Annotated in this window: 30 protein-coding genes and 1 tRNA gene; 7 read left to right on the top strand and 24 right to left on the bottom strand. The window is 49.0% G+C overall.

What is annotated here, in order from left to right:
- Positions 1–3: 3 nt before the first annotated feature.
- The 5 genes from B880_RS0106000 to virB11 form a co-directional block, all read right to left on the bottom strand.
- Entirely contained in the window at positions 4–1,740 is a 1,737-nt protein-coding gene (locus tag B880_RS0106000) for a type IV secretory system conjugative DNA transfer family protein (protein WP_017346477.1), read from the bottom strand.
- 779 nt (positions 1,741–2,519) lie between these two features.
- Positions 2,520–2,825 carry a dopa decarboxylase remnant gene (locus tag B880_RS0105990; protein ID WP_017346476.1) on the bottom strand — a complete coding sequence of 102 codons (306 nt, stop codon included), beginning with the start codon at positions 2,823–2,825 and terminating at the stop codon, positions 2,520–2,522.
- 49 nt (positions 2,826–2,874) lie between these two features.
- Positions 2,875–3,177 (bottom strand): TrbM/KikA/MpfK family conjugal transfer protein, encoded by a 303-nt coding sequence (locus B880_RS0105985; protein ID WP_017346475.1) that lies wholly within the window; start codon positions 3,175–3,177, stop codon positions 2,875–2,877.
- A 48-nt stretch (positions 3,178–3,225) separates the two neighbouring features.
- The gene (locus tag B880_RS0105980; protein WP_017346474.1) at positions 3,226–3,624 is read right to left on the bottom strand and encodes a cag pathogenicity island Cag12 family protein; all 399 of its coding nucleotides are present in this window, start codon (positions 3,622–3,624) and stop codon (positions 3,226–3,228) included.
- Positions 3,621–4,640 (bottom strand): P-type DNA transfer ATPase VirB11, encoded by a 1,020-nt coding sequence (gene virB11, locus B880_RS0105975; RefSeq protein WP_017346473.1) that lies wholly within the window; start codon positions 4,638–4,640, stop codon positions 3,621–3,623. The genes B880_RS0105980 and virB11 overlap by 4 nt, the downstream gene beginning before the upstream one ends.
- Positions 4,641–4,677: 37 nt before the next feature.
- Here virB11 and B880_RS0105970 point away from each other — a divergent pair, with 37 nt between their 5' ends.
- Complete coding sequence (locus tag B880_RS0105970) at positions 4,678–5,685, top strand: hypothetical protein (protein WP_017346472.1); 1,008 nt, start codon at positions 4,678–4,680, stop codon at positions 5,683–5,685.
- A gap of 309 nt (positions 5,686–5,994) precedes the next feature.
- On the opposite strand, the gene virB10 is transcribed toward B880_RS0105970, so the two are convergent.
- The 16 genes from virB10 to B880_RS25945 all read right to left on the bottom strand — a co-directional run bounded on the left by virB10 (position 5,995) and on the right by B880_RS25945 (position 18,870).
- Positions 5,995–7,236: a VirB10/TraB/TrbI family type IV secretion system protein gene (virB10, locus tag B880_RS0105965; protein ID WP_017346471.1), complete on the bottom strand. Its 1,242-nt coding sequence runs from the start codon at positions 7,234–7,236 to the stop codon at positions 5,995–5,997.
- A 12-nt stretch (positions 7,237–7,248) separates the two neighbouring features.
- Complete coding sequence (gene virB9 / locus B880_RS0105960; protein WP_017346470.1) at positions 7,249–8,160, bottom strand: P-type conjugative transfer protein VirB9; 912 nt, start codon at positions 8,158–8,160, stop codon at positions 7,249–7,251.
- On the bottom strand, positions 8,160–8,843 hold the full coding sequence (locus B880_RS0105955) for a virB8 family protein (protein ID WP_017346469.1): 684 nt from the start codon (positions 8,841–8,843) through the stop codon (positions 8,160–8,162). The genes virB9 and B880_RS0105955 overlap by 1 nt, the downstream gene beginning before the upstream one ends.
- On the bottom strand, positions 8,836–8,973 hold the full coding sequence (locus B880_RS26880) for a hypothetical protein (protein ID WP_017346468.1): 138 nt from the start codon (positions 8,971–8,973) through the stop codon (positions 8,836–8,838). The genes B880_RS0105955 and B880_RS26880 overlap by 8 nt, the downstream gene beginning before the upstream one ends.
- An 83-nt stretch (positions 8,974–9,056) precedes the next feature.
- Positions 9,057–10,121, bottom strand: a complete 1,065-nt coding sequence (locus B880_RS0105945; RefSeq protein ID WP_026042449.1) for a type IV secretion system protein — start codon at positions 10,119–10,121, stop codon at positions 9,057–9,059.
- A 10-nt stretch (positions 10,122–10,131) separates the two neighbouring features.
- Entirely contained in the window at positions 10,132–10,356 is a 225-nt protein-coding gene (locus B880_RS0105940) for an EexN family lipoprotein (protein WP_017346466.1), read from the bottom strand.
- Between the two features lie 11 nt (positions 10,357–10,367).
- Positions 10,368–11,072: a type IV secretion system protein gene (locus tag B880_RS0105935; protein ID WP_017346465.1), complete on the bottom strand. Its 705-nt coding sequence runs from the start codon at positions 11,070–11,072 to the stop codon at positions 10,368–10,370.
- 20 nt (positions 11,073–11,092) lie between these two features.
- The gene (locus B880_RS0105930; protein WP_017346464.1) at positions 11,093–13,837 is read right to left on the bottom strand and encodes a VirB3 family type IV secretion system protein; all 2,745 of its coding nucleotides are present in this window, start codon (positions 13,835–13,837) and stop codon (positions 11,093–11,095) included.
- Between the two features lie 10 nt (positions 13,838–13,847).
- A complete protein-coding gene (locus B880_RS0105925; RefSeq protein ID WP_017346463.1) occupies positions 13,848–14,141 on the bottom strand; it encodes a TrbC/VirB2 family protein in 294 nt (97 codons plus the stop codon).
- Positions 14,141–14,851, bottom strand: coding sequence for a lytic transglycosylase domain-containing protein (locus B880_RS0105920; RefSeq protein WP_017346462.1), 711 nt, complete (start codon positions 14,849–14,851; stop codon positions 14,141–14,143). Before B880_RS0105920 ends, B880_RS0105925 begins: the two co-directional genes overlap by 1 nt.
- Before the next feature lie 77 nt (positions 14,852–14,928).
- Complete coding sequence (locus B880_RS0105915) at positions 14,929–15,162, bottom strand: hypothetical protein (protein ID WP_017346461.1); 234 nt, start codon at positions 15,160–15,162, stop codon at positions 14,929–14,931.
- A gap of 392 nt (positions 15,163–15,554) precedes the next feature.
- Complete coding sequence (locus B880_RS0105910) at positions 15,555–15,764, bottom strand: TraR/DksA family transcriptional regulator (RefSeq protein ID WP_017346460.1); 210 nt, start codon at positions 15,762–15,764, stop codon at positions 15,555–15,557.
- Positions 15,754–16,338 (bottom strand): DUF2857 domain-containing protein, encoded by a 585-nt coding sequence (locus tag B880_RS0105905; protein ID WP_017346459.1) that lies wholly within the window; start codon positions 16,336–16,338, stop codon positions 15,754–15,756. Before B880_RS0105905 ends, B880_RS0105910 begins: the two co-directional genes overlap by 11 nt.
- Before the next feature lie 15 nt (positions 16,339–16,353).
- A complete protein-coding gene (locus B880_RS0105900) occupies positions 16,354–16,548 on the bottom strand; it encodes an AlpA family transcriptional regulator (protein ID WP_017346458.1) in 195 nt (64 codons plus the stop codon).
- Positions 16,549–16,668: 120 nt separating this feature from the next.
- The gene (locus tag B880_RS0105895; protein WP_237760987.1) at positions 16,669–17,544 is read right to left on the bottom strand and encodes a hypothetical protein; all 876 of its coding nucleotides are present in this window, start codon (positions 17,542–17,544) and stop codon (positions 16,669–16,671) included.
- A gap of 150 nt (positions 17,545–17,694) precedes the next feature.
- Positions 17,695–18,870: an MFS transporter gene (locus B880_RS25945; protein ID WP_071524376.1), complete on the bottom strand. Its 1,176-nt coding sequence runs from the start codon at positions 18,868–18,870 to the stop codon at positions 17,695–17,697.
- An 86-nt stretch (positions 18,871–18,956) separates the two neighbouring features.
- On the opposite strand from B880_RS25945, the gene B880_RS0105880 reads away from it, so the two are divergent.
- Positions 18,957–19,484: an Lrp/AsnC family transcriptional regulator gene (locus tag B880_RS0105880; RefSeq protein WP_017346454.1), complete on the top strand. Its 528-nt coding sequence runs from the start codon at positions 18,957–18,959 to the stop codon at positions 19,482–19,484.
- Between the two features lie 52 nt (positions 19,485–19,536).
- Complete coding sequence (locus B880_RS0105875) at positions 19,537–19,995, top strand: GNAT family N-acetyltransferase (RefSeq protein ID WP_017346453.1); 459 nt, start codon at positions 19,537–19,539, stop codon at positions 19,993–19,995.
- Positions 19,996–20,116: 121 nt separating this feature from the next.
- Here B880_RS0105875 and B880_RS0105870 read toward each other — a convergent pair whose 3' ends face one another.
- The 3 genes from B880_RS0105870 to B880_RS0105855 all read right to left on the bottom strand — a co-directional run bounded on the left by B880_RS0105870 (position 20,117) and on the right by B880_RS0105855 (position 22,435).
- On the bottom strand, positions 20,117–21,361 hold the full coding sequence (locus B880_RS0105870; RefSeq protein WP_017346452.1) for a tyrosine-type recombinase/integrase: 1,245 nt from the start codon (positions 21,359–21,361) through the stop codon (positions 20,117–20,119).
- Positions 21,362–21,522: 161 nt separating this feature from the next.
- A tRNA-Asn gene (locus B880_RS0105865) sits at positions 21,523–21,598 on the bottom strand.
- Between the two features lie 153 nt (positions 21,599–21,751).
- Positions 21,752–22,435 carry a hypothetical protein gene (locus B880_RS0105855; RefSeq protein ID WP_026042447.1) on the bottom strand — a complete coding sequence of 228 codons (684 nt, stop codon included), beginning with the start codon at positions 22,433–22,435 and terminating at the stop codon, positions 21,752–21,754.
- A 542-nt stretch (positions 22,436–22,977) separates the two neighbouring features.
- On the opposite strand from B880_RS0105855, the gene B880_RS0105850 reads away from it, so the two are divergent.
- From B880_RS0105850 to B880_RS0105835, 4 genes are all read left to right on the top strand, one after another.
- A complete protein-coding gene (locus B880_RS0105850) occupies positions 22,978–23,670 on the top strand; it encodes a phosphohydrolase (RefSeq protein WP_017346449.1) in 693 nt (230 codons plus the stop codon).
- A gap of 85 nt (positions 23,671–23,755) precedes the next feature.
- Positions 23,756–24,007: a hypothetical protein gene (locus B880_RS0105845; RefSeq protein ID WP_017346448.1), complete on the top strand. Its 252-nt coding sequence runs from the start codon at positions 23,756–23,758 to the stop codon at positions 24,005–24,007.
- A 254-nt stretch (positions 24,008–24,261) separates the two neighbouring features.
- Positions 24,262–24,738 (top strand): very short patch repair endonuclease, encoded by a 477-nt coding sequence (locus tag B880_RS0105840; RefSeq protein WP_017346447.1) that lies wholly within the window; start codon positions 24,262–24,264, stop codon positions 24,736–24,738.
- A gap of 64 nt (positions 24,739–24,802) precedes the next feature.
- Positions 24,803–25,075 (top strand): hypothetical protein, encoded by a 273-nt coding sequence (locus tag B880_RS0105835; RefSeq protein ID WP_017346446.1) that lies wholly within the window; start codon positions 24,803–24,805, stop codon positions 25,073–25,075.
- Positions 25,076–25,077: the final 2 nt, after the last annotated feature.

Below are 25,077 nucleotides of genomic sequence, written 5' to 3'. Positions count from 1 at the left end.
GCCTCACAGGTTAATGGAGGGTTTGTGGATCTGGCTTTCGTTTTCGGTATACAGGTTTTTTGTGTGCTCAAATGAAAGCAGGTCGATATATTGCTTTTTCGCCGGTATGTGGAATAGTTTGGTTGCCTTCGCCAGATCATTCTGGGTAAAAACAAAACCAACAAACTGGGGGAGGTTAAGCAGCATGTTGCTGTCTATGTAATAGCGTTCAGCCTGGCGGATCATCCTGTCCGTTTCTATTTTCTCCGTCAGGGATATATCCGTTTTAACTTTTCTCATTTCATCGTCTACCAGAATAGAGCCTGTCATCCTTGCCACCCAGTCGGCGGTATCCGGATCGCGAAGGCGGTAAACCAGCATAAACTTGCAGTTCTCAATCACTGAACCGGCAACGGCGTCACCCTCCAGATCTGCCGGACAGTCATACAAATCTTTTACCGACTGGTGAGCCATGATGATATGTACGCCTTTATCCCTCGCTGCGCCAAGTCCTTCAAGCGCAGGGCGGGACAGGTGATACTTGAGTTCATCAAGGAAAATAGCGACCGGGCGAGGTTTGCCTTTTATCCGGTCACGCATTTCGGCTATCTGAATCAGGCGAGTTAAAATCATTCGCTGAGCCGATATGATTTTCTGATTACGCATTGAGCCGATGATGTAGCAACATCCGCCTTCATCAAAAATGGTCTTTAAGGAAAAACCGTTGCGGGCATTAATGGAACTCACTAAAGCGATTTCTTCAAGCTCGCCATAAAAAGCAGGCACATCTTCACTGAGTGATTTCACAAAGTCAGTGTTAAATAAGTCGCGTAACGTCATTCCCTTTTCGTAAATAGCTGCCGTATTTCTGGCTGCGCGACGGTCGGCGATACGATAAAAGTCAGCACCTTCGCCTTTTTTACCCAGGCTGAAACCGGCATTAAACAGCTCCTCCAGTTGTTCATGAGAAATATCAGCCAGTAAATCAAGTTGGAAATTAAGGTCATTCAGGTTAATGAGGACAAATTGTTTTCCCGCTTGCTGACAAGCCTCCCGCAGTACATGCGGTGCCCACTCATCATTTTTAGGGTCTTCGACAAACACGCCTTCACCTGAAAGTATTGCCTGATAAAGCAGTACACAGGCACTGACGCCTTTACCGGAACCTGTGGTGCCGATCAGGTCGGCGTGCTGAGTTTGAAATTCGTAGGGGGTGATATATTGCGGCTGATTATCTTTATCCAGCCCGATAAAAATACCTTTATTCAGGTCAATATAATTCAATGGATTATATGCAATGCTGTCAGGCAACATGTTCCTGACTTTACGAACATCCGTTCTGATATTTCTTTCCAGTTTACTTTTTTTTATCATCCGATGTTTTAAACTGTCGATTTCACCCGCCAGCAGCCTTCGGGCAGTAATATGAAAAGCCAGACCTGCAAACGTAAATCCAACCGTCAGTATCCAGAGTGGTAATCTGAGCAGAATGTTATTGTCGAGTACTTTGAAGAAAAAACTCAGCCCCTGAATGGTCAGCGGTGACAGGGTGCCAAATATGAGAAAGAAGGTGGATACACCCGCCACCAGTTTTAACCAGAAGGGTGCGTTTTTTCTTTCTTCACGTGGCAGATGAAAGATAAATGGCAGCGTCAGCCCGGCAAAAATGGATAATATTGCCGGGTTGTGTTGCAGCCACAGCAGAAAAAAAGAAAAGGCATCCGAAAAGGCATTCAGCCTTTGCATCAGATGGGTTCCCATCGCAGTGATCTCCGGTCTGATTTCGGTGTGAAGGGCGCATCACATGGACGTCATCGATGGACGTCACACCCCACGCCCATACGCGACGCCTATTGATGACGCCGATAAAAGGATGAAAAGCACTGAACGTCTCCGACGCTCATGCTCGTGATCCGCGCTTTCAGAAAACAGCCGACCCGTGGTCGTCAGTCTCCTGAAACGCCCGAATGACGGGCAACGGCGTGTGGCATTTCGCTCGGGCTGGACGCTCTCCCTGCATGTCACATGGGGGTAATGTCGCGGCTGGACGCCGCGCCAAAACCCCCTGGGTCAAAGGCGGCACACCGTCGCACGCTACGCGCGACCAACCCCTTTAAGACGCGCGTTTCGCCTGTTTTTTTCGCAAGCTCCAAAAAACGGGAACGCTGCTTTAAAGGGGTTGGTCGCGCCTGATCGGTAATATTCCCCGCTGGGGCGGGAAATATTACCTGGCTTGACGGTGTGCGGGGCTTTGCCCCCCAAATAAACCGCTGTCGTGGGCGACAGCTTTTCGCTCGCTGGGGCGGCGAAATTTATTCGGCTCCCCCCGGCCTGCTCAATTCGCTTTGGGCGAATGTTCGCAGGTGGGCGCGGTGCCTGAAAATTAGCAATTTCTGCGAAATCGAATTTTCTGTCCGCGCTCCACATGCTTGTTTAACGGCTTAACAATTTCTCCGAAATTGAAGCCAAAAATAAGCATGCCTTAAACCCGCCGTCTGTCAGTCTGTGGCGTCATTCGAGACATTATCAATGTTTGTTATTCACATCTGTTCGCGGGCTATTTCAGCCCGGCATTCTCGTTCAGCATTTAATACCGCATGGTAGGTGTCATCATCGAATTTCGTTCCCTGACTTTCGGCATACTGCCTGAGCTTCTCTGCGTCCGGTTCATTAAGCAGTGACAGATGATGTCGCAATAAACCGACAAACCGGCTCTCATATATCTCGTAATAAAGCCCGCATCCCTGATTGGCTTCTTTTGAAAGAGAATCATAGATACACGTGACAGATATTCTGTCGTGATGCGTTGAGTTAATGTTGGAAATAAACAGGTCTTCTTTATTCACTTTTGTTTCTCCATGCAGAAAGTATATTAAGATAACGGCCAGTGTTGGATTACCCTCTGACCCTGCCAAACCTGGAAAGGATTTTATTCACCGCCTCCGGGTCAGCACTGGCGCATTCTCCCAGAAAGGCTTTTCTGGCATTCAGTGTGTGGTTAGGTAAAAAACCGTGTTTATTCTTTTTAACGATAGTGAAGAAAGCACGCTCCGCAGAACGACATTCACTTCCTCCGCTGTTTCCGGTTGCCTTACCGTACATACAAAGCACAACTTCGCACGGGGCAGCAGCGAAAGAATAAACAGGCGTCCCGACAGCAATGCACAGCACTGCCGCCGCAATAACGGAGTATTTCATGATGGATACCTTACCCTAAGATTAATTTCAGGATGTGAGAGGGAGTATTTAATGTGAAAAATAAATGCGAGTGTCGCTGCATGTCAGGCATCCAGAGACAGGCTGGTATTCAATAACGCCTTTTGCGCCATACCGACGCAGCCAGTTTTTTGCAGTAAAAAATTCTTCGCCTGATGGTGCAGAAACAACAATACGCGCAGAGTGGGCGACCGCGTAAAATACTGCGGGCGTCCAGCGTGTCTCATTAAAATTCCGTGCGTGAATGGATAACAACCATTTATCTTTAACCACTGGAGAAGGAATGATAACCGGGTTGTCTCGCCATTGCGTTAAATCGGTATTGACTGACTGGCCCGGTTTATCCCATTCAACAGGCATCGGTGGCGGGGGTGAAGAACAGCCGGAAAGCACCAACGAAAATAGCAGCATAGTGATAACCTTCATCATGCTTTCATCTCCTCAAAAAAGGCGCTGCGGTGCAGTGGCCGGAAATAAATATCATTCATCCGGCGCACATTACCGTCCAGGTCGATACTCACGATAACGTCCAGACTGTCCAGTACCTTGCGTAACATAAAGGTGTAGGGGAGTCGGGCGCATTGTCGGTTTTCATAACAGCGGGTAATAAACCCGTCTACCGCTTCCATTGCCGAACCGGCATGGACAGAGGTCATACTGCCTTCATGGCCGGAACCGGTTATCTTGAGAAAATCCCAGGCCTCACCGCCGCGTACTTCGGTTAACAGTATGCGGTCGGGATTCATGCGGTAATTCCAGCGCAGCAGGCTGGCGGGCGTCACCATTGACCCTTTTTCATCTGCCGATTCCGACGGATAAAAAAGGTGGACGTAGTTTTTATGCATAAATAAGGTGATTTCCGGATTATCTTCAATGGTCGTAATACGCAGATGAAGGGGGATATAACTAATCAGCATCTTCATGTAGGTGGTTTTCCCGGTACTGGTTTCCCCGGCCACCGCAATGGTTTTACCGTATTCCACACATTTCTCCATAAAGCGCGGAATGTCCTTTGCATTATATAAGGCCAGTAATTCCTGATCGTGCGTCTGTGTTTTTTCCGTGCCCATCACCCGGTTATAAAACCCGGCGGCGATATAGTCCTGATGCGGGATTTGCACCTGTGAGGGTTTACGCAGGGTGATGGACACCGTGTTACGTTCGCAGGCCGGGGGCACAATAACCTGACAACGTTCGCCGGATTCCAGCGTGGCTGACAGCCCCGGCTTGATATCTTCGATATTGTCCCCGTGATGCTTCGCCAGGCATCTGGCGAAGTTGTAGCAGCCCTCATAATCCAGCGGGACGGTGTGCTGTTCCCAGACGCCGTTAATTTTGGTGAAAAGCTCACCCGGGCGGTTAACGGCGATCTCTGTTAGTCCCCGGCGATCCAAAAAATCGCCAAAAAATCGCTGCTTATAGCGGTCGAGAGAGAGGTTTTTCATGTGATATCCTTGAATCGGATTAACGTATGGAGGGCGCATGTCGAAGACGAAGATACTGTTCGCTTATTGCCATGAACTGAGGCGCTGCTTGTCCATTGATGAAGCGCGAACGGAATTTTTTTCCAGAAAGCCGGAAGAAAGAAAGCGGTTCACTTTTTCCTGTAGCGATCGCAACTGTAATGTCACCATTAGCGGCGTTAACTATCACGTCAAAGCTGAGGATGGCGAAAAATTCAGGGCTGCACACTTCCGTTCCCCCCATCCTCACAAGTTCGGATGTGAATGGATCGCGTTCACCGAGGATGCCGATCAGGACAGACGGCCGGACGAATCAGAGGCTGATTTCACGGAAAGAAAAGCAAAGCAAAAGCTGACGGACTATATAAACTGCTTTGACCCTTCGATTGATGATCCTGAGGGTGAGCCAGCTGATCCCCTGAAGCTTGCCACTCCCGCTCATGTAAAAAAACCTGTCGGGGATGACGAAAAGTCCGGTGCAGATGAAGAGCCACGCTGGAGTCGCTATACGCGAACTAACCAGCTGCAGCGACTGATCGACACATGGCAGGAAGCGAAAGAAACGCTGCCTCAGGATGAGTTCAGGGCATTGAGACTCAGGATCATGCATCACGGTCAGGTCCATCTTCATGAATATATAACGCATATTCAGCGAGGATTGACTAATCCCTACGCGGGCGTCATCTATGGCGGTGGGACCCTGATGCATCGGTATGGCCGGGGTTTTCTTATTAATTTCTTTGATAAATATGAGGGTAAACCTGTTCGCCTGTATGTCAGTAAAGATCTGATGGCGAAAGGGCTATTTGGTCATTATATCGATGAAATTTTGGACACAGAGAACGTCAGATATTTCCGTGTATTTCTGCTCAATCCGGTTGTTTTTGAAAGGGAAAATAGCGCAGGAAAATCCGTTATCAACCTTGAAATATCAAAGCTGCGCCAACTGGCGATTTACTACGAGCTGAACTCCAGCAGGGTAGATGATTCTCCATCCCCGGAGCAGGAGGGGGACAGTCCGGCATAGCGGGCTAATGTCGTCACAAGAATGATAATATCGGTGATGTCAGGAAGCGATATCTGCTTATGTGCCAGCCGGATATCGTCTGAGGTAAAAGGCGGTACATCCAGAGAACCTTCACCGATGGTGAGGCAGAACGTTTGTTCTTCCCCAAAGTCAATGATGAGCTCTGTCAATGTGCCCCCGGCACGATAACATGTCATGACTATTCTCCTAATCCCGGTAAGGTGTGACATTACGTCGTTGACTACGGCATTGTTGTAATCGTCCCTGACGATGACGTCTGTCGCGGTGACGCCAAACAGAAACTTTCGATTATTCACTCTTCATCCTCAGCGTATAGATGCCGGAAAAATCAATATCCCGCCCTGTGATCAGATTGATGATCTCCCCCTGATTTTTGTAGAGGGTAGGCGGGATATTGATGCTATTTTCCAGCGTGGTACGTGCCATATCCGCGATTGCCTGACGGCTGTTTTCGGTATAGTCCGTGTTTCGATCTTTTTGACCAGCACTGTTGGATGCCCATGCACCAATATCAGGGATCATACCAACCAGTAATGCGCCACCGAATCGCTCTCTGAAATGCGTGTCGATCCAGCCGTCAACGCCAGCCTCGCCCAGTTCTCCGGCAGCACCGGTATCGACCAGCGGAATATCGAGGTAAGGGGGCTGGCGGGTACGCAGCTTTGTGATGATGAGAAAGGCGCGGCCCTGTCCGTGCGTCATCTCTGTTTCTGCGCCAGTCTGGTAAATGCCCGTGGCGGTGGTCCCTTTTTCAATCAGCTTCGTATTACCGCTGGCACTCCAGATATCTTCGGCGATCGTGCAGCGGATTTTCCCCGCCCGGTCCGAGACAAAGCGGTAATCCAGAGAACAGGGAATGGCGGTATTTTCCGGAACGTACAGGTCCGGGTTGTAAGGGATACGCTGGACCGCTGCAGGAGAGAGTTCCGGTTGTGGTGCGGTGGTATTTTGCCGGGCAGTGGATGACATTTCTAACGGTTGCCCGTCAGAGGTTGCCTGCGTCACCTCCTGCTGGCGGCTCTGTACCGGGGCTTGGGTCGCAGCGGCTGACCTATCGCGACGAATTAAAAAATGGGCTTTATTAAGTTGAGGAGGCCCCCCAGGCTCCGAGACTGCCGTCATGCGCGGGTTGTTTTCCTCCGGTTCCGACGCTTCGGCTTCGGCATTTTGCGTACCCAGATCGGTACGCTGCCGGTAATCTGTCCGGTTTGTCTGTGGCGCAGTATCCTGTCGATTTTCTTCACCGGGTTGCCAGAGAAGATTGCGGTATACCCAGTTGCCCGCCCATGCCAGGGCAATCAGCGCAACGGCGGCGAGCGCCAGAAAAGCGGTGGCTTTCCCGCGCCTGCGCTTTTTTAGTTTGTTGACGGCGGGTTGTAGCGGATCATTCTCTTCATCGTCCTGCTCTGTGAGAAGTGCCGCTTCACGCTTTGTACGTGCCTCGCGCTCCAGCGCGGCAATATCGTCATCTGCCTGCGCCGGAGAAGGTCGGGCTCCATCAGACACAGAATGCTGATATTCGTCATTCATCTGCATGGTTCCTTAGTTGTCAGTGGGGTGAGGTTTTTCCACCCGTTCAACCTGTGGGGAAACCGTGGCACCATCAGCGGCCTGGACCTTACCAAAACCACGATTTTCTAGGCCGACCACGGCGTTTCCGGAACGCAGGACCAGACGGGGCGTGATCTCCTGAATGGCCAGTACGGTGAAGTTGCCTTTTCTGCGGATACTGCTGTTAACCACATGCTCTTGGCCGTTCAGCTCTTTTGTCACGGAGGGAATAGATTTGGCCGAGGAGAAGCCCACGAACGTAAAGCGGCCATCGTCATACGCAAAATCCGGAACGATACGGGTGCTGTCGCGCCCCGGATATTTGAGGTAGTCCCAGTTGCGTGGCGTCTGCGCGGCATTCAGGGCCTGCTCAATGTCAGTCTGCTGCTGTTTTTGCTCCCGCTCCAGCGCTCTGGCCGCTGTCTCACGGCTGGCCTTCTCCCTGTCTTCGACCGGATAGCGGTAACTCACCTGGAAAGCAGGCTGCTGAGGTGACTTATCATCGATGACGTTCAGCTCGACGTTGTACAGCCGACGGGTGGTGACGACCAGCAGGTTGGTGTGCCAGTCCCGGCTGTTGGGCGGGATGACCACCTGCGTGGTATTACCGTCCGCGCCGGGCGCGCCCTGTACGAGCGCCACCGGACGAATGTTGACCCTGTTGGCGTCCGGCGTGGCTTCCCAAGCCTCCTCAAAACCGGGTCTGGCGGTGATAACCGCCTCGTCGCTGTCAAAGACCAGTGTGGTCATGAAACCGGGACGGGTATTGACGACGGTAACGTTCAGCGGGTTATAGACAACCTGCTGAACGCGGGCATCATAGCGACTCGCCTGCGGAACGGCCGCGCTCCATGCCGTGCCGCACAGCATCAGCTCCAGTGCGATAAGGATGATGCTTTTCATTATTCACCTCCCCGGATTTCACGGTCTGCCTGCCAGCTGGTCACGGTAAAACCGAACGGGTTAATCTCCCGCTCCGTATCGCTCATTTCTCTGCCGGGATCGGAGTGGAACGTCAGGCGGGCATCCCAGTATTCGGTGCGGATACTGTTATCAGCGAGGCGGCGGATAGTCTTTTTGTATCGGAGAGTTGCGACTTTATCGGGGGCAGTGCCTTCGGTGATCTGGTTTGACAGGATGTCGATTTGCACGGTATGAGCCGCGTTCTGCCAGACCTTGTCCGGGGCATCTTTTCCGGCATACAGCGCCAGGTAGTCATCGTTAACCTGAGGACTGTTATAAACCTGTACCGTGGCGTAATCGTCCTGCAGGGAAGGGTAAACGTACCGTTCACGCAGTCTGACGTAGCTGGCGGTTATCGCCTTCTGATAAGCGTCCTCGGCCGTCAGGCTGGTCTTTGATACGCGGGTGACGTGCTCCACTCGTCCGGTATGATTATCCACGGTGTACAGTTCCACGACCGTTTGTTTCAGCGGCAACATCAGCACCACGGCGGTAAGCGCCAGTGCGGCGGTGAGCAGGCCCGCGCCGCCCACCACAAACCCGGCTTTTGTGGCACGTTTGTCCCGCTCAATCATCTGCTGTTCAAAGGTGCGGGAATCCGCAATGAGGGTCTGTTCACTCATGACTGTTTAACTCCGCCATTATCTGAGGGGTGTTCACCGGGATGCCCTGACCACCAAAGGCAGGGGGACGGGGGGACTGCGCACAGCCGGAAAGTGCGCACAGCAAAGCCAGCGCAATTAAGCGTTTCATGGGGTGTTTCCTTAGTGAGACGAAGACAGGCTTATGTTTTCATCGGAGGAATTAACGGGAGTATTTCAGCAGGGATGACAGGTTTAATGATGGAATTTCTGAACGGCCGTTTCTCTTAATTGCGCCAGTCGCCGGGCTTCGTTGCGGGCAATCATCTGCTCAATCGCGTTTTTACGCGCCTGAGCCGCACTGTATCCCGGACCACTGCCGGGTTTACCCGCACTGGCATTTCTCCAGCCCTGAATATTGTCCTGAAGGGTGCGGGTTGTCTGCTGCCCGGCTCCTGCTGCCAGTTTCCCGGCACCAAACGCTGCCGCGCCGATACCCACCGCCGCCAGCCCCTGCATGGATACGGTTGCACTGGCTCCGGCCAGCGCGCCGGCCAGTTTTGCGGAGAGGTAGACCAGTATTGCAGCACAGACACCAGCCAGACAGACCTGCGCGCCTAACTCCACAATGTTGGATTGTGCAGACAGTTGGGTTGCAATATCTAACCGCGAGTTTAAATAATTAACGACAATGCGTAGCGACAACGCAGAAAACAGAACCGTTAATATGGCGGCGAAAACATTTTGCAGCCAGTTGTTAAACATGGGGCGTAAAAAACCATACAGCAGACAAAAGATAAAGACGGGGGCGGTAATACTCAGCAGTAAAACCATGACTTCCGCGATCATTGAAATAAAGGCGGTGATAATCATTAAAACGAATATCCCAAGCCAGACATAAAATTGAGCGGTCATTCCCTCATCTTTTATATACGTTGAGTTATCCATGTCGTGTAACGTTTTACCTAATACCTTCGCTTTACCCCATAAGCTATCCAGTAACTGCCAGATATTATCGCTGCCGGAAAATCCCTCCTTCAGGCCATTAATGGCATCAATCACCCCATCGAGATAACCGCTGACATTTGCCACAAAGGACAGGATGATTGCCATCCTCATGATGTCCCACATGACATCCTCCATTGGCGTGGACAACTTACCAGCCAGAGTCTGGTAACCGCGCCACATGATATAAAGCGTGGCTGACGTTGCCGCCAGCCCCACCATCATGGAGGAATATGACATCATCAGTCCCTTTGTGGCGTCAGTAACTCCTCCTATCAGGTGTTTTTCAACACCGATAAATACACCACCGGGCATATTAACCTCACTATGAGTTCAGGTCGGGAGTGGGGGCATTTAACTGCTGAATTTGATAATGGGCTTCATTGGCGTTTTTACAGTTATCTGAGGCATCGCCGGTTTTTTGGCATTTTTCATACACCACTTTTAGCTCATCGGGGTGATCTTTGTACCACTGAATGGTTTTGGCTTCTTCTTTGCAGCCACTGATGATGAATACTAAGGACAGGAAAGAGAGGGTTAATAACCGCATGTGAGACTCCTTTAGCCGTTTAAATCAGGGGTTGGCGCAGTTAACTGTTGCTGATTCCACTGTTTAATACGCACATCCTCCAGTACTTTTTCGCGCTTTTCTGCTGCCTTCACGCTCATTTCCCACTGGTCAGTGAGCGTGTTCAGCATCACTGATTTTAGCTGAATACTGTTGGCAAGGTCCTGAGACTCCTTTGAGTCTTTGGATCGTGCGATACGGTTCGAGAGGCTGTTAATCTCGCCCAGTGTCTGGCTGACCTGTTCCTGGATCTCGTCAGTCTGCTCAAACTGTATCGCTTTGTTGATGACCAACTGTTTGCAGGTATTGGCATAACTTCCTGACTGTTCGGCATTGCAGGTATCGAAAACCCGGTACTTCGCGTACAGCGCATCGAACTGTCCTGAGGTGCCGCCGGAAAGTAGCAGATCATTGAGTGTCTGGCCTGGCTTGCGCAGTTTTTCCAGATCCGATTTCAGACTCTTCGCCTGATCCACAAAATCTGCGATATCCCGGACGCCGGTGGCTGTCGCTAACTGATTTTTATACGCTTGGATCTGGCTCTGGTAATGTTGCGCGGTTTGCATCCAGCGCTGCGCTTCTTTCAGCCATTCGAGCTCACGTAGCGGGTCAGCATCAACAAGGACCGGAATACCAGCGTGCGCCAGCGGGCTGGCAATGACGTACGCGAAAACCAGGGCATGAAAACGCCTTTTCATCATGGATCTCCTTTGGGTTATCAGAGTGCCTGAGCCAGGTAGGATTCCAGCCATTCATGGGGCTGCATCCCTTCGCGGTACAGGGAATCAAAAATTTCGAGGTTGTCGGCGCTGCCGCTCATCACTCGGGTGTATCTGCCGATACCGGAGAGGTCGAGCGTCACGCGTGCAGCAAAACGTTTTGTGTCGCCACGCCTGAACTGATTTTTCACTACCACATACTGGCGGGCCTGCGGATCCAGATTTTTCACCACATCGAACACTTCCGGTTCAAACTTCATCCCGTCAACATAGTGCGCCCGGTCCGCACTGGGGTTGGCTGCCAGGATCTGTGTTCCGCACTGCTCAATGATGGCGGGCGCAATCTCATCCCTGATGATCTCCGCCGGGGACTGGGTCCCCACAACCAGCATGCCGTTGAGCTTACGGATGGTTTTCAACCGGTTATAGGCGAAATCCTTAAAAATCGGATCCCGCAGCCATTTCCAGAATTCATCCATGAAGATAACCAGTCGTCGGCCGTCGAGCAGCGTGGTGATGCGGTACAGCAGGTAAAAGGATATAGGCGCACAGACGTTGGCATCATCCAGAAACTCTGTGCCGTCAATGCCGAAGTTATCGCAGTGGCCGATATCGAAGGTGTCTGATGCGTTATCAAACACCCAGCCAAACTCGCCATCCTGCGCCCACTGCGACAGGCGAATACTCAGACCGTTCTCCTGCGCTTCCCGGGTGGCGGGCTCTGGCAGATTCTCCAGTAAACGGGTGATCCCATAGATGCGATACTGTGGTTCATTACTCATCACCGCCAGCACGGCGTCACTCAGACGGCGTTCATCACGGGGCGTTATGGTAGCGCCGTTACGCGTACACAACAGTTTCATCAACTGACTGATGAAACTGATATTGCGTTTCGTGGGCAACAGCGAAAACGGATTCCAACCCGTGGGGTCGCCATGCGTGATGCGATAGTAACGGCCTCCCAGCGCCCGTATATTCATCTCCGCGCCCCGATCCTTGTCCAGATAAACGGTGGTCAGTCGTTTAGTTTTCGCATCCGGAGAAAAACTGTCCGGAGGGCCGTATTTCTGCTGCATATTTTCGAGGAAAGTCATCAGCATGGTTTTACCCGAACCGTTGGTGCCGAGAATGCAGGTACTGGCCGGGTTCTTCTCGTTGAACTCGTCCTTGTCCGCCAGCGTGTTATGCAGGTTCAGATAGTAACCATCGCCTGACGGGGTGCGCAGTAAGGCCATCGCATCCCCCCAGGGTGCATTATCACGTTTTCCGGGGTAGAAATTGTGCAGTGCGGCCAGTTCAACAAAGTTCTGACTGCTCAGTTCGCCTTTGCGGGGTCGCAGATGATAATTGCCGGGCAGTTGCGCCATAAACGCAGCTGAAAGCGAAAGCGCGGCGGGAACCGGTGTAATGCCGAGGTTGTTCAGGGCATTGCTGATTTCACTGGTATCGGCCACCAGATTGTCCAGTGAGTGGGAAAACACCATGATGGCGAAATGGTGTTTTCCATAGGCGATTTTCCCCGAGGTCAGCAGGTCAAGTGCCACATCCAAATCCAGTCGCTGAGAAACGGCATCATCATCTGCACTCATTAACAGACGGCGGGTGCGTTTTATGGCTTTCCGGGCTTCTTCACGTGACATGCAGGTGTAGGACTGCGTGATCACGTAATCGCAGGGGGCGTACAGCAGCGAATCCATCATCCCTGTCGCGGTCTCCTCCGGGAACTCCTTCACTTCCAGCCCCCGGAAATACCCTGTACCGCTGGCGTGGTTTATCTGCCCGGACTCGCCAGAAAAGAACAGTGCCGCCGACCCCATCATCGAATACGCCGGAGCGCGGGTGACGCGCACCTTGCGCCACTGGTGCGTCAACAAGTACTCATAAAAGGATAACTGGGAGGAGAATACCGCGTGTCCATCAGTGAAGGTCCCAAGAGGATGTGCGGCGTAGCGTGACAATGCGGTATCGAGCGAGCCTTTGATTTCCAGCATTTCCCGCAGCGCAGCGTCAAGCTCTTTCAGTTTCTGGCCGTCATTCATGCGTCTGCGCCCGGCCTTTTCCAGGGTGACGAACGGACGGTAACAGACGGTCAGGAACAGGCGGTTACGGCGAAACGGATCCGCCGCCAGCGAGGCATAATAAAGGCGACTGATTTCATCGGCGTAAGGGTTGCCGGACGGCTTGTGCAGCGAGTCAGTAAAGGGGGCCCGCACATTATGAACATAAAAAGTGACCGGCATTCCCTCGAATGAGCGGATAAGCCCGTGCAATTGGTTCCGGTCAGTATTGAGAGTGTCTTCTGACTCGCAGTCGAACGGGGTGCCCGTTAGCTCCCAGGTGCAGTACAGGTCACTGTTGGGAGAGCGAACAATATGCTGATGAATATGCGATGAATACGGAATGTACTTTCTGAGCGTGGCACACTGATTCAGTTTCATGGCGTTGAGAAACTCCGTAATATCAACAGCCTCATGCTCAACGGGCATAAATGCGGTTGCGCCAAACAGACGGTTTGCTGCCGGTTTTCCTCTTGCCCTGAGCCAGACGGCAATCAGGCTGAACCGCATCGGTTCATTTCGGGTGACAGACTTCATTACCAGAAATTCAACCGGGAGGAGGGCCAGGAAAGCGACGGAGGTCCAGACAGCGACGATAATAGTGATGCCCGTAACACCCAGCAGGGGCACCATCGGTACCCCCCACAGCGCCGCCGGGCGTTTCATTGCTTTGAGCAGCTTTGCCATAGATGACCTCTCAGCTCATCAGCAGTGCGCCGATCTCACTGCCTCCACCAATCAGGATCCCGCCAATAATGATGTAGGCGCACTGGGACAGGCTTTCGCCTTTCCAGAGCGTCTTGTAACCCACCCAGATTACTGACACAGTGATGGTGATGGCCGCCAGACCATGAAGGCCGGTGGAGACTTTTTCCATAACGGTATTTGCGCGCTGAAACCCGTCGGCAAAAGCCGGGTTGACAGAGAACGCGGTCAGCGCACCGGCAGACACTGCGCGGACTGCCCTCTTTAGCTTGCGGAAAAGCCTCATTATTCTTCCTCCTTAAGGGGTGGCTGCGGGAGACTCTGGCGCACTGACGGCGGGGAGAGTTGTGCGGTGGTGATGTTTTTCCGACGGAGGTTCGCGGGAACGCCACGGACGACAGCGCCCGGCCAGATCACGCGGGGGCGGGAGGCATCAGCGGCAGGAAAGGCTTTCAGGGGAATGACAGCTGTTGATTTATCCTCGCGGGTGCCGGGGACAGCATAGAGGGTGGATCGTGGAGCATAGCCGATCCGCTGGACATAGCTCGTTCCGGAAAACGCCGCTTCCGGCTGTTGCCCGGTACGGAAATTGCCCGAGTAATAGCAGCTCAGTGCTCTTTTCAGGGAACCGCCACGGCGGTAACAGTCGCTAAGGATGCGTTCAAAAACAGACAGGTTGGTGCAGGGATCAAGCAGATCAGAAGCCGTCACGCCGTAGTGACGGAAATTGGTGCTGGTGATTTGCATCAGTCCCACAGAGTAACGGCGGCCTTGTGTCACGAGGCGGCGAATAATGAGCTCAGCTTTGTCCCGGCTGGCGGGCTGATAGGAGATAATATTATTATCTCCGAGGGAGCGAGTGGCCTTCGGGATAATTTCGGCGATGGCATAAGGGTTAAAACCGGATTCCACCCGTGCCACGTCGAGTGCAGTGGACGGATGAATGCTGGCGGCACACTGCATGGCCGCCGCCAGAAAGGCAGTGGTGGAAAGCATGATTGCCTCGGAATTGAAGGCAGTGTGCACAGGCTGTGGCCCCTGCACGCTGCGGAGTAAGGAGTAATAAAGAAGGGTTAAAGCGCCGTTTCGCCTGGCTCCGTACTCTGTGGCAGATTGCTATCCTCCCGTGGCTCAAGCAGGACCAGTTTGCCGGAAACCGCAATACCGGGTGTCAGGACAATATTCAGGCCGGGTTTGCCGTTATGGGCAAATGCCACACCAACCCTGGTCCAGTAGGTGTTTTTTTCGCCCTGCATATCAGACGGGCCTTCCTGGGTGACAAATACGTGGTAGATGGGTTTTCTCATGAATTATCCTCTCATCAGAACTACAACGAATGAAATAAACGAGTCACATCCCGATTCTGCATTCCGGTTTTAACGGGTCAGCGAGAACATTCAGCGGCATCCTGAATTGTGGTTATGTGATAGCCCGATACATTTTGTTAAAGAGCGATACTCGGCCCGGACGAGGTAAAGCCCATCAGGTCGGATATTATGTTGCGGCATATTCAGGATGAAGGTCTGGAGTTATTTTTTGAACGATAAATTCAAAATAAAAATGAAAGAGTTTATCTGGTGATGATTAAGAGATTATAAATAATCATGGGTATCAGGAAAATATAATAGGATGCTATTTTGAGTTTCAGATATATATAAAGACGTGGAGAGAAATACCTTCTCCACGTCTTGCAGAAAAATTAACGTCTACGGCGTTCGAGCTTTTCCTGGCATTGCGTGCAGGTTGTCACACCCGGCAGCGTCTGACGGCGTTTTTCTGGAATGGGTTTACCACATACGCAACACTGAAACAGTGATGGTGTTACACCTGGTTTGAAACGACTCTGTTCAATCATCTCGTCCAGTCGTTGCTCATTGAATTCCTGATCGCGATCGATTTCATCCGGCATGTGTTGACCTCCTGGTCGACTTTTCCTTCTCGCAAAGGGATATACGACTCCATACAACGTTCAGAGAGGGACTTTCAACAAGCGAGGACAGCGCTTCGGTGATTTGCATCATCACTTCCAGTGCTTCAAATGACAGAAGATTTTCCACCCGATGGTTTTGCCACCGCCGCCAGATTTCAGCATCCGTCTCCTCATCCGGAACTGGGGGACGTCCCATAGGAACTACGATGCCCAGCAGGCGGCGACGCAAACAGATTTCATTAGAGGTGAGGCCATAAAATTGGCTCAACAGGGTAATTGATGCACCTAGCCTAATGGCCCGACTCATCTGTTGCTGACGCTGAATTTCCTGACGGGACCGCGCCAAAATCCGCTGGAAAGCATCATGATGGACGGTTACTCTCATGAACTGATCTGAGGTCCGACTGATAATAAACAGTTGATCAAGGGTAAGCTGATTAAGTGAGTTCATTTCGTCAAAAGTGAATCCCAGTGTTTCGCAGTGGCGAAAATTACCTTCTTTCAGGGCGTACAGTGCTTCAGTCAATAATGCGTGATTTAATGATGGGAACATGATTAGTATCTCCCTTCAACGTGTTAATCGATTCGCTAATTTAAGGTTGATCCATTCATCAATTTCAGATTCGAGCCAGGCGACACTGGCTGGCCCAATTTTTATAGAGTGAGGAAATGTACCGTCTTTCATGTACAGATAAATTTGTGAACGTTTCAAACCGGTTTTTACTTCCACTTGTTTCAGGCGTAATAACTGATGAGATGTCATAGCTTCCTCCAGTTCTGAAATGGAGATAACAAAGAAGCATAGAGGGATGATGGAAGGAAGTATTTGAGACCGTATTACGTGGGCAGTTACTCGTAATAAGGATTAGGGTCTAAAATGATTTTATCGTAATTTAGACTTTGGTGAACCGCGTTCAAGAGCAGTCTTTAATGTGTCGCCGCTCAACCGATCAGTGATCCCTTCGACTAATGCCCATTGCTCGAAAATAGACAGTAGTTTATATGGTTGGCTTATTAGCGAGCCGATTTTTTCATTATGTTTGCATGAAAGCCAGAACATACGAGATAATGGCGTAGAGATACGGGGCAAAGGTGGTTGTAATTGTTCCTTAATTGATTGGTAACTAACTATTTTTTCGACTTCTTCAAACTTTATCACAAAGCAGGCATCAGGTGGTAAATCATAAACAGGGAAATAATTATGGCAATCAAGAGATGATTGTTTTTTCAGGGGTAAGTATTTTTTGTGTTCTCTTCTAGGGAGTTTTTTAATTTGTTCATTGAGCCTTTCTCTCCATGTTCTTTTTGTAACTATTTGATAAACATCTTCCTTTATGTTAACTGTAATTCCGTAGTTGGTTTTTTTTAATGGTGATGGTATTTTTAATTCATTGGCCAGTAAGTTTTGAATTAAGAAAAACTCGTAACCTAATAGCGGTGTATCTAGAATCATATTTTCTGGATTAATGTAAATGCCTTCCGTTTTGACAGTGAAATTTCTGCCATTCAGGAAACATTTCTTCTCTAAAACACACAACCTGTTGATAATGTTATCACTAATCGTGCACAGGATAGGTTTGTTTTTAAATTTTTTCACTCTTCTCAATATAAAAAATGATTGGAAGTAAATTGACAAACTTATCTTTCTTGTGAGTGCATTCCTATATATGTCCGCTTCGCTTATTTTTATTTTATTATTTTCATTAATGAAATTAACAGCCTCTTTTAATGTTAGCCAGCAAAATATATTGTTTTCCACGGTTCGAATTCCTATGTATGTTATCTGCATTTTGATACAAGATGAATTCTTTATCGATCGTCATATAATTCATGCTCATTTTTAGTCTTGTTCTCTGACGCCTGAAATTGGAGTTATTAAGGTTGTGTGTAGTAAATCCCAGAATAAAGTTTATGTTTTAAAAGGGCGTGTATTTAAATGGTTATAAATGCTTGCGGAGAAACAAAGTAAAAATGCAGTAAGTACTATGCTTTTGAATCCAAAGTTCGAATATATTACTCCTAGAATGCTACTTGATATAAAAACAGAGAAGTATGTCACAGCACTATTAAGTCCCATTACACTGCCTTTTTCATTTTTCCCGGCAATATTCAATTTTGTTATTATATTATTCACTGCAATGTGATTTATGCTCCCTAAGATTGTTATGGAAATAGAAATCCAAAAAAAACTCTCTGAAAAAAGCATAAAAGAATAACTTAAACTTAACAATAATAAATTAACACCCAAGTCCATTTTTTCACATGCTGCTTTTAGTTTCCCTCTAAATACTGCTACACTACCAAATCCCAATCCATATAAAATTGACAAGACGCCATTGGAGCTTAACGGCTGTTTTAATTTGGTGAATATAAAGTCACCAAGGAAAGAGTAGACACCATAAAATGAAGTCATAGTTGCCATGCAAATAATCAGTAAGTGAACTATTTCTTTGTTATTAAGTGTGGATAGGGGTGTTTTGGTTTTATTCGTTACTTGTGTATCTTCATGGGTGATAAAGTGAATAACGGATGCTGATAAAATATTAAGGATTGATAGTATAAGAAAGGCATATCTCCAACTTGTATTTTCTGCAATTAATGATGAGAATGAAACACCTGCAACTAGACTCAATGTCCATCCAACTAAAACAACACCAATTGTTTTTCTTTCAAGAGAAGGAGGCGCTATATGGGAAGCTGCTACATATATTGCAGGTATTGCAATTCCAGTAAAAACACCGACAAAAAATTGAGATGTAATCAAAGTAAGTAAATTGGGACTAGTTGCGCTAAGTAGAACCGATAGTGAGATAATAGTCATTGATATTTTGATAGATCTAAATGCTCCGAATATGTCTATGTATCTAGCTAAAAACAGAGCACTCAAACAAGTGCCTAGCCCAAAGGCAGAGGAAGCCAGCATGACATCTGGAACTGATGAACCAAAGGATATTGCAACGACTGGAGCTATAGGACCGAGCATCAAGGAGTTTGATCCAATGATTCCAATACAGAAGGTTAAGACATACGCAGTTATGGGTATAGCCTCTTGTTTTTTTCTTTCAAGATTAGTGGGGGTTGCCATTCTTTTTATCCTCTGTAATACTTAATATTATTCAGCATTGTTGATTATTACATTAATTTTTTTCAGTAAAAAGAGGGTGGTGTTTTATGAAGAAAAATACAGAGAATATTAAGCATAATGGCCAAGGTACGAGGGAGATCGATGCTGTAGACAGAAGATTATTAACCGAAATGGTGCAAGATTCAGCGTTGAGCTATGCAGAACTAGGAAAAAAGGTATCTTTGTCTGCTCCCGCTGTTCACGAAAGGGTCAAGCGTCTTAAAAATAGTGGTGTTATAAAAAAAAGCTCAGTAATAATTGACCCGATATCATTAGGTAAAAGCTTGGTTGCATTTATTCATGTGAATACCTCAGGATGGGGTATGACTAGTGAACTATTGAAACTATCAGAATATCCAGAAGTTGAAGAGATACATTCAATTGCTGGCGATGCTTCTTTGATTATGAAAGTAAGGACAATAGATGCCAGGTCCTTAGAAATTCTAATCGCAAAACTATATGGATTGCCTGGGGTTTCGTCAACGAAAACGTCTATTGTCCTATCAACTTACTTAGAGCGTACAATACAACCTGAGGTTAGCGATGATTTATTATTTCCAATGCCAGATAGATAGATTTGTAAAAAGCATAAGTGCTTAAAAATTAACTTCATTAAAAGGTGTAAATATGATTTCTGAGTATACATTTCGTCTTGCCACTACTGATGATATCAGTAAGATTGTAGAATTTACCATAAGTGAGGCTAAGGAATCCCAGGGGAGTGAGGTTGATATTAATTGCGTTGAGAGAGGTGTATCAGCAGCGTTTCTTGAATCACCAAAGTCATGTTATTGGGTGTTGGAAGATACTAAAAATAATATTGTTGCTAATGTTTCAATTGTCAAGGAATGGAGTGATTTTTATGGTGGTGACTATTGGTGGATTCAAAGTTTTTATATTATTCCAGAACAAAGAGGGAGAGGGATTTCTGATTACATGATGGAGTGTGTTGCGAATCAAGCTAGGTCAGAAGATGCTTTAGAGATTCGACTTTATGTTCATGAATCAAATAAAATTGCAATTAGGGCATACGAACGGTGTGGTTTTTATAAAACAGAATATATTATGTTTAACCTTAAGCTTTAATGTATATTGGTATCATGGAAAATATCTAGAGTTTCATTTTGTCAAGATTATTTCATTGGTGGCAGTGTCAGTCTGAGCAGATAAAGCCACCAATGATTTACGTTATAAATCTAGCTTTCCATTAATTGAAAAAATATGGTGGCACGTATGCTTTCTGGCAAGTAGATAGATAATCCGACCACCATTGCATCATCGCTTTCCTCGCGTCCAGATATTCAGCTTTGTGTATGTAAGCCGCACGTACACTGTTACGTTCCTGATGGCTCATCTGCCTTTCAACTGCATCCTGCGGCCAAACTCCAGACTCCATTAGGGCACTACAGGCCATTGTCCGGAATCCGTGGCCGCAAACTTCATCTTTCGTGTCATAACCCATCAAGCGCAGCGCTTTGTTGACCGTGTTTTCGCACATTGGTTTATACGGATTATGGTCACCGGGGAATATCAGTTCCTGATGCCCGGAGATTTCCCGTATCTGTTTGAGAATAGTGATGGACTGACGGGATAGGGGAACGATATGTGGCGTGCGCATTTTGGCACCACGCCCAGAATAACGTACACCGGGAATGGCTTCACGGGTGGCCGGGATGGTCCAGATTTTGTTTCTAAAATCGATCTCAGACCAACGGGCAAAGCGCAACTCGCTGGAACGGATGAAAAGGTGCAGAGTAAGTGATACCGCCAAACGGGTTAATTCTCGCCCTTGCTTGTAGTCCTCAATGCGCGTCAACAGTTCCGGTAGTTTCTCCAGCGGAAGGGCAGGGTAGTGGCGTTTAACGGGCGGGGCGATTATACCGTCCAGATTGGCCGCTGGATTATGCTCTATCAACTCCTGATGCACGGCATGACGCATGATGTTGCACATATGCTGCCGGGTTCGTGCCGCCACTTCCAGGAGACCTTTTTTCTCAATCCCTTTCAGCAGGTCGATGAAATGGCGGGTTTTCAGTTCTGTGACTTGCAGATGTCCAATTATCGGGAAGATATGATTGTTCATGCTGGAAAGCAGACGAGCGGCATGGTTCTCCGACCATGATCTGTTGCTTTTATGCCAACTTAGCGCCACTGATTTGAAGGTTTCCTCTGATGAGGCAATGGCTCTCTCCGCAGAGCGATGTTGTGCTGGATTGATATTCTGCACCAGCATTTTACGGATACCGTCTCGTTGCTGACGAGCGTCCGCCAGAGACACATCGGGATAGGCACCTAAACCGAGGCGCGATTCTTTTCTATTGATACGATATTTGAGATACCAAAGACGTGAACCGCCTGGATTTACCAAAAGGTATAGACCGTGAGAGTCGGAGACTTTAAAGGGTTTTTCGGATGGTTTTAACTTGCGGATTTTTGAGTCGTTAAGAGACATTTGGGGGTCACTCCGTCATCGAACCAACTTGACCCCAAATCTGACCACCAAATTCTCCCGATGCAGAGGGAAAACTGAAAATGCATCGGGAAGACTTTTCACGCTAACTCATTGAATAAAAATCATATAAGGATTCGCAGAGCGGCATGAAAACAAGAATTTGGCTCCTCTGACTGGACTCGAACCAGTGACATACGGATTAACAGTCCGCCGTTCTACCGACTGAACTACAGAGGAATCGTTTCGATGGGGCGCATATTAATGGCGCGTGCTCTGGGTGTCAACAGCAAAAAACAGTTTATCATTCAACTGGCTAGCTTTAATGCAACTTGTTGAAAAAATACACATTGCTGCGACTTTTATCACCTTAAACCCAAAGAAAATCCCGTTTTAGACGGGCTGATTGTGGTTGAGCTCAAAACCAATCACCCAGACCCACGGGTTCACTTCCCAACTGGTGGCACCGTACTGCTTTTGCCAGGCTTTGCGGTAGGCTTCTTTCGGCGACTCGCTGGCGCTGTTCATGGTAAAGAAATTATTGAGAAAATGGCTGTCGGTCTGAACCCCTTCACCCATGATGTCATCTTCGCTGATGTCCTGAATCTTTTCTGCCCGGACGGACGTAATCGCCAGATCGATACGGCTGGCCCAGCGTGGCATATGAATGGCGGTCTGCCAGCCAAACTGATCGGCTTCGGGAGAGCTTTGTACCAGTAGCCCGGCTTCATTACTGTCGGCACGATACTGACAAAAAGCAGACTGACGGAAATACTCGGGGTCGTTATCAAACTCTGCCGCGCGCGCCTGGGGGATGATCGGCCCACGCCAGGTTTCACGCACCCACAGTCGGTCACCAGGTTTACCAAACGGGCAGTGCTGGCTGACATCTTCCATCGACATCAACTTATAACCCTGCAAATGATTGGCACTGACGTCAAAAGCGTGGACGCCTTCATGATGATCCTGACCAGGGCCAAAGGATTGCGTCTTGATGATGCGCCGGGTTTGGGTCTGTTGGCCAGCCAGCAAGGCTCTAACTCGCTGTTCTGAAAAAAGAATTGGCCGTTCTTTCATGTTCTACCTCTTGTTATAAATCCAACCCGGTTACAGGTTGAAATGGACTACTGCCTGTGTGTTACAGCTTTAGCATAATGTGTTTGAATCATTTTGCTTAATATTTTATCGGCTCACGGGCAGGAGAAAGCTGTGTGTAATGTTAACAAATTATCCGTTTGGAAAATTGCGGTGATCGTCCGGGTTTTTGACCGGTTCCGCATCCCGGATACAGTACGTGATAGCGCGCCAAATGGGAACCCTTTAGGAAATCCCCCAGGCAAAATCAGAAAAAAATGGCTGGGAACATGACCCGGTTTTTGTCCGATAACACCGTCATTCAGCCCGATTTTGTTGAGTGGAAAACATTAGCGCCACTAAATAAAGAACGGACTTTCAGCTATAGACTAAATCCTGGATTGTAAGTGACGGTATCGGCTGGCAACAGAACAGGCTATAACCCATAAAAGAGGGATGATTTTTTCTGGCTGTACATCTGGCTGTCAAAAAATTGTCATCATTGCATCGTTATGATGTTGATCACGAGTACAGGGAGAACAAGCATGTCATTGACACTGTGGCAAAGCCGCTTTGAGCGCTGGATGGAACAGAATTGGGTGCATGATGACCAGGCCCACGATATCGGCCACCTGCGCCGGGTGTGGGGCAGTGCGCAAAAGATCATGGCGAACAGCAATGCTGACGCACTCACTGTTCTGGCGGCCTGCTATTTCCATGATGTGGTGAATTTACCGAAAAACCACCCTGAACGTCGGCTTGCTTCAACCTATGCAGCAGAAAAAACCCGTCAGGTATTGACGGAATCCTTCCCGGATTTCCCGGTTGATCGTATTGAAGGCGTGGCCCATGCGGTACAGGCGCATAGCTTCAGCGCGGCCATCACGCCGGTGACCCTGGAAGCCAAAATTGTGCAGGATGCCGATCGCCTGGAGTCGCTGGGCGCGATAGGTCTTGCCCGGGTGTTTTATACCGCAGGGGTTATGGGCCGTCCGTTGTTTAACAGTGAAGATCCCTTAGGTAAATCGCGCGAGTTGAATGATGTACTTTGGACGCTTGATCATTTCCAGACGAAACTACTGCGACTGCCCGCCACAATGCAGACGGCAGCAGGACGCGAGCTGGCACAACATAATGCCCAATTTTTAGTGGGTTACATGGCAAAAATCTGTGCAGAACTGCAAGGGGACATGACCGGCATTGATGAGTCCGTGCTGCGTGACTTCGCGCCTGGATGACAGGGAAATATTAAATTTTTGTGACAGTCTTCTTTTCATCACACCGTTCCGCTAGGTTGAGTATAAAAACCAAGGGAGTAGTGGAATGAGTGACAACGTTAATTTGACGATCAAGATTGATCCTGCGTTAAAAGAACAGATCAAACAACTGGCACTGGACAAGCAGGTCTCAATGAGCCAGGAGATTGTTGAACGCCTGACGGCAAGCTTCTCACAGCAGGCTCAACCAGAAATTGACAACCAGAACACCGAAGAAGCCGCGGAATCTCCCTTCAGCGCAGCGGAAATTAAACAGCTGCGTGCGCTGCTGAAAAAGCAGTCAAAAAAGAAAAAGTAACTACGTTGGTCTTCAAGTCCTGACTCATTCAGGCGCGGCGATTTCTTCTGCTCTACCCGCGAGTCTGTTTGCAGGCTCGCTCTCCGTATTTTCTTCCGATCGGCCTCCCATGCTGCTTTCTCAACGCGTCAATCTGGGAGTTTTTTCGGCTATAGTCTTTTACTGGTGCTTAGCGGTTCTGCGGTTAACGCCCGCAGTGACATTTCGGTGTCGCGTTATCGGGTCATCCTGCAAAGCCAACCCCAGAGGTCAACATGGCAGATGTGCATTCACGCGACATTCGCAGTAAAAACATGCGTGCTATTCGCCAGCAGGACACGGTGATCGAACAACGCGTGGCGGCTCTGTTAAGCAACGCAGGGCTTAGCTGGCGCGCACAGGATAAAACACTGCCCGGCAGACCCGATTTCGTCCTGCACAGCCATCAGGCGATTATCTTTGTGCATGGCTGCTTCTGGCATCGACATCACTGTTACCTGTTTAAGCTGCCGGAAACGCGCACCGGCTTCTGGGCGGGTAAAATCAACAGCAACGTCGAGCGTGATAAGCGCTATATTCAGCAGCTTGAAGAGAAACACTGGAAAGTCCTGGTCATCTGGGAGTGTGCGCTGCGCGGTAAACTGCACCTGAGCGATCCCCAACTGCATGACAGGATTGAAGAGTGGTTGTTAGACATTCCCTACAGCGCCGAGATTGACGCTAACGGCATTCGCCGCTATCAGCCGGACTAGTTCTTGCAAATCAGTAGCCTGGTTGCTTGAATGAGGCGTCTTGTCCGTCAAACAGGAAAATAGCATGTCCAGTATTAAGCTTACCGTGAAAAGGCTGTATCAACTCCAGGATGAGCGCATGGTCGGCACCCATGCCACCGCGCGCATCTATGTAGGCGAAAGGCTGATTGCCACGGAAGAGATAAGCGGGATGACGGAGAGCCCAGTCAGTAAATACCTGCACGCCACATGGCAGGAAGGTGAGGCGATCAGAGTGGAATGGGATTGCGCGGGCATTGCGGATATTAGCGTTGTGCCGGTAGAGCGCTGTCCTTGTTGTCAGCATGAAGATGAATAAAA

Origin of the sequence: Pantoea sp. A4, assembly GCF_000295955.2 — a bacterium.
GTDB classification, from domain to species: Bacteria; Pseudomonadota; Gammaproteobacteria; order Enterobacterales; family Enterobacteriaceae; genus Pantoea; species Pantoea multigeneris.
The sequence above is the reverse complement of the archived record's forward strand: the minus strand, read 5'-3'. Positions and strand labels throughout refer to the sequence as shown.

Coding starts and splice junctions, on each gene's coding strand:
- B880_RS0105910 (WP_017346460.1), bottom strand. CDS start 15,764: ATGCCGGATGAAATCGATCGCGATCAGGAATTCAATGAGCAACGACTG.
- B880_RS0105870 (WP_017346452.1), bottom strand. CDS start 21,361: ATGTCTCTTAACGACTCAAAAATCCGCAAGTTAAAACCATCCGAAAAA.
- B880_RS0106000 (WP_017346477.1), bottom strand. CDS start 1,740: ATGGGAACCCATCTGATGCAAAGGCTGAATGCCTTTTCGGATGCCTTT.
- virB10 (WP_017346471.1), bottom strand. CDS start 7,236: ATGAATGACGAATATCAGCATTCTGTGTCTGATGGAGCCCGACCTTCT.
- B880_RS26880 (WP_017346468.1), bottom strand. CDS start 8,973: ATGAAACGCTTAATTGCGCTGGCTTTGCTGTGCGCACTTTCCGGCTGT.
- B880_RS0105930 (WP_017346464.1), bottom strand. CDS start 13,837: ATGGCAAAGCTGCTCAAAGCAATGAAACGCCCGGCGGCGCTGTGGGGG.
- B880_RS0105970 (WP_017346472.1), top strand. CDS start 4,678: ATGTCGAAGACGAAGATACTGTTCGCTTATTGCCATGAACTGAGGCGC.
- B880_RS0105850 (WP_017346449.1), top strand. CDS start 22,978: ATGTCATTGACACTGTGGCAAAGCCGCTTTGAGCGCTGGATGGAACAG.
- B880_RS0105955 (WP_017346469.1), bottom strand. CDS start 8,843: ATGAGTGAACAGACCCTCATTGCGGATTCCCGCACCTTTGAACAGCAG.
- B880_RS0105875 (WP_017346453.1), top strand. CDS start 19,537: ATGATTTCTGAGTATACATTTCGTCTTGCCACTACTGATGATATCAGT.
- B880_RS0105900 (WP_017346458.1), bottom strand. CDS start 16,548: ATGACATCTCATCAGTTATTACGCCTGAAACAAGTGGAAGTAAAAACC.
- virB11 (WP_017346473.1), bottom strand. CDS start 4,640: ATGAAAAACCTCTCTCTCGACCGCTATAAGCAGCGATTTTTTGGCGAT.
- B880_RS0105880 (WP_017346454.1), top strand. CDS start 18,957: ATGAAGAAAAATACAGAGAATATTAAGCATAATGGCCAAGGTACGAGG.
- B880_RS0105835 (WP_017346446.1), top strand. CDS start 24,803: ATGTCCAGTATTAAGCTTACCGTGAAAAGGCTGTATCAACTCCAGGAT.
- B880_RS0105940 (WP_017346466.1), bottom strand. CDS start 10,356: ATGCGGTTATTAACCCTCTCTTTCCTGTCCTTAGTATTCATCATCAGT.
- B880_RS0105915 (WP_017346461.1), bottom strand. CDS start 15,162: ATGAGAAAACCCATCTACCACGTATTTGTCACCCAGGAAGGCCCGTCT.
- B880_RS0105905 (WP_017346459.1), bottom strand. CDS start 16,338: ATGTTCCCATCATTAAATCACGCATTATTGACTGAAGCACTGTACGCC.
- virB9 (WP_017346470.1), bottom strand. CDS start 8,160: ATGAAAAGCATCATCCTTATCGCACTGGAGCTGATGCTGTGCGGCACG.
- B880_RS0105920 (WP_017346462.1), bottom strand. CDS start 14,851: ATGCTTTCCACCACTGCCTTTCTGGCGGCGGCCATGCAGTGTGCCGCC.
- B880_RS0105935 (WP_017346465.1), bottom strand. CDS start 11,072: ATGAAAAGGCGTTTTCATGCCCTGGTTTTCGCGTACGTCATTGCCAGC.
- B880_RS0105945 (WP_026042449.1), bottom strand. CDS start 10,121: ATGCCCGGTGGTGTATTTATCGGTGTTGAAAAACACCTGATAGGAGGA.
- B880_RS0105985 (WP_017346475.1), bottom strand. CDS start 3,177: ATGAAATACTCCGTTATTGCGGCGGCAGTGCTGTGCATTGCTGTCGGG.
- B880_RS25945 (WP_071524376.1), bottom strand. CDS start 18,870: ATGGCAACCCCCACTAATCTTGAAAGAAAAAAACAAGAGGCTATACCC.
- B880_RS0105980 (WP_017346474.1), bottom strand. CDS start 3,624: ATGATGAAGGTTATCACTATGCTGCTATTTTCGTTGGTGCTTTCCGGC.
- B880_RS0105855 (WP_026042447.1), bottom strand. CDS start 22,435: ATGAAAGAACGGCCAATTCTTTTTTCAGAACAGCGAGTTAGAGCCTTG.
- B880_RS0105925 (WP_017346463.1), bottom strand. CDS start 14,141: ATGAGGCTTTTCCGCAAGCTAAAGAGGGCAGTCCGCGCAGTGTCTGCC.
- B880_RS0105845 (WP_017346448.1), top strand. CDS start 23,756: ATGAGTGACAACGTTAATTTGACGATCAAGATTGATCCTGCGTTAAAA.
- B880_RS0105840 (WP_017346447.1), top strand. CDS start 24,262: ATGGCAGATGTGCATTCACGCGACATTCGCAGTAAAAACATGCGTGCT.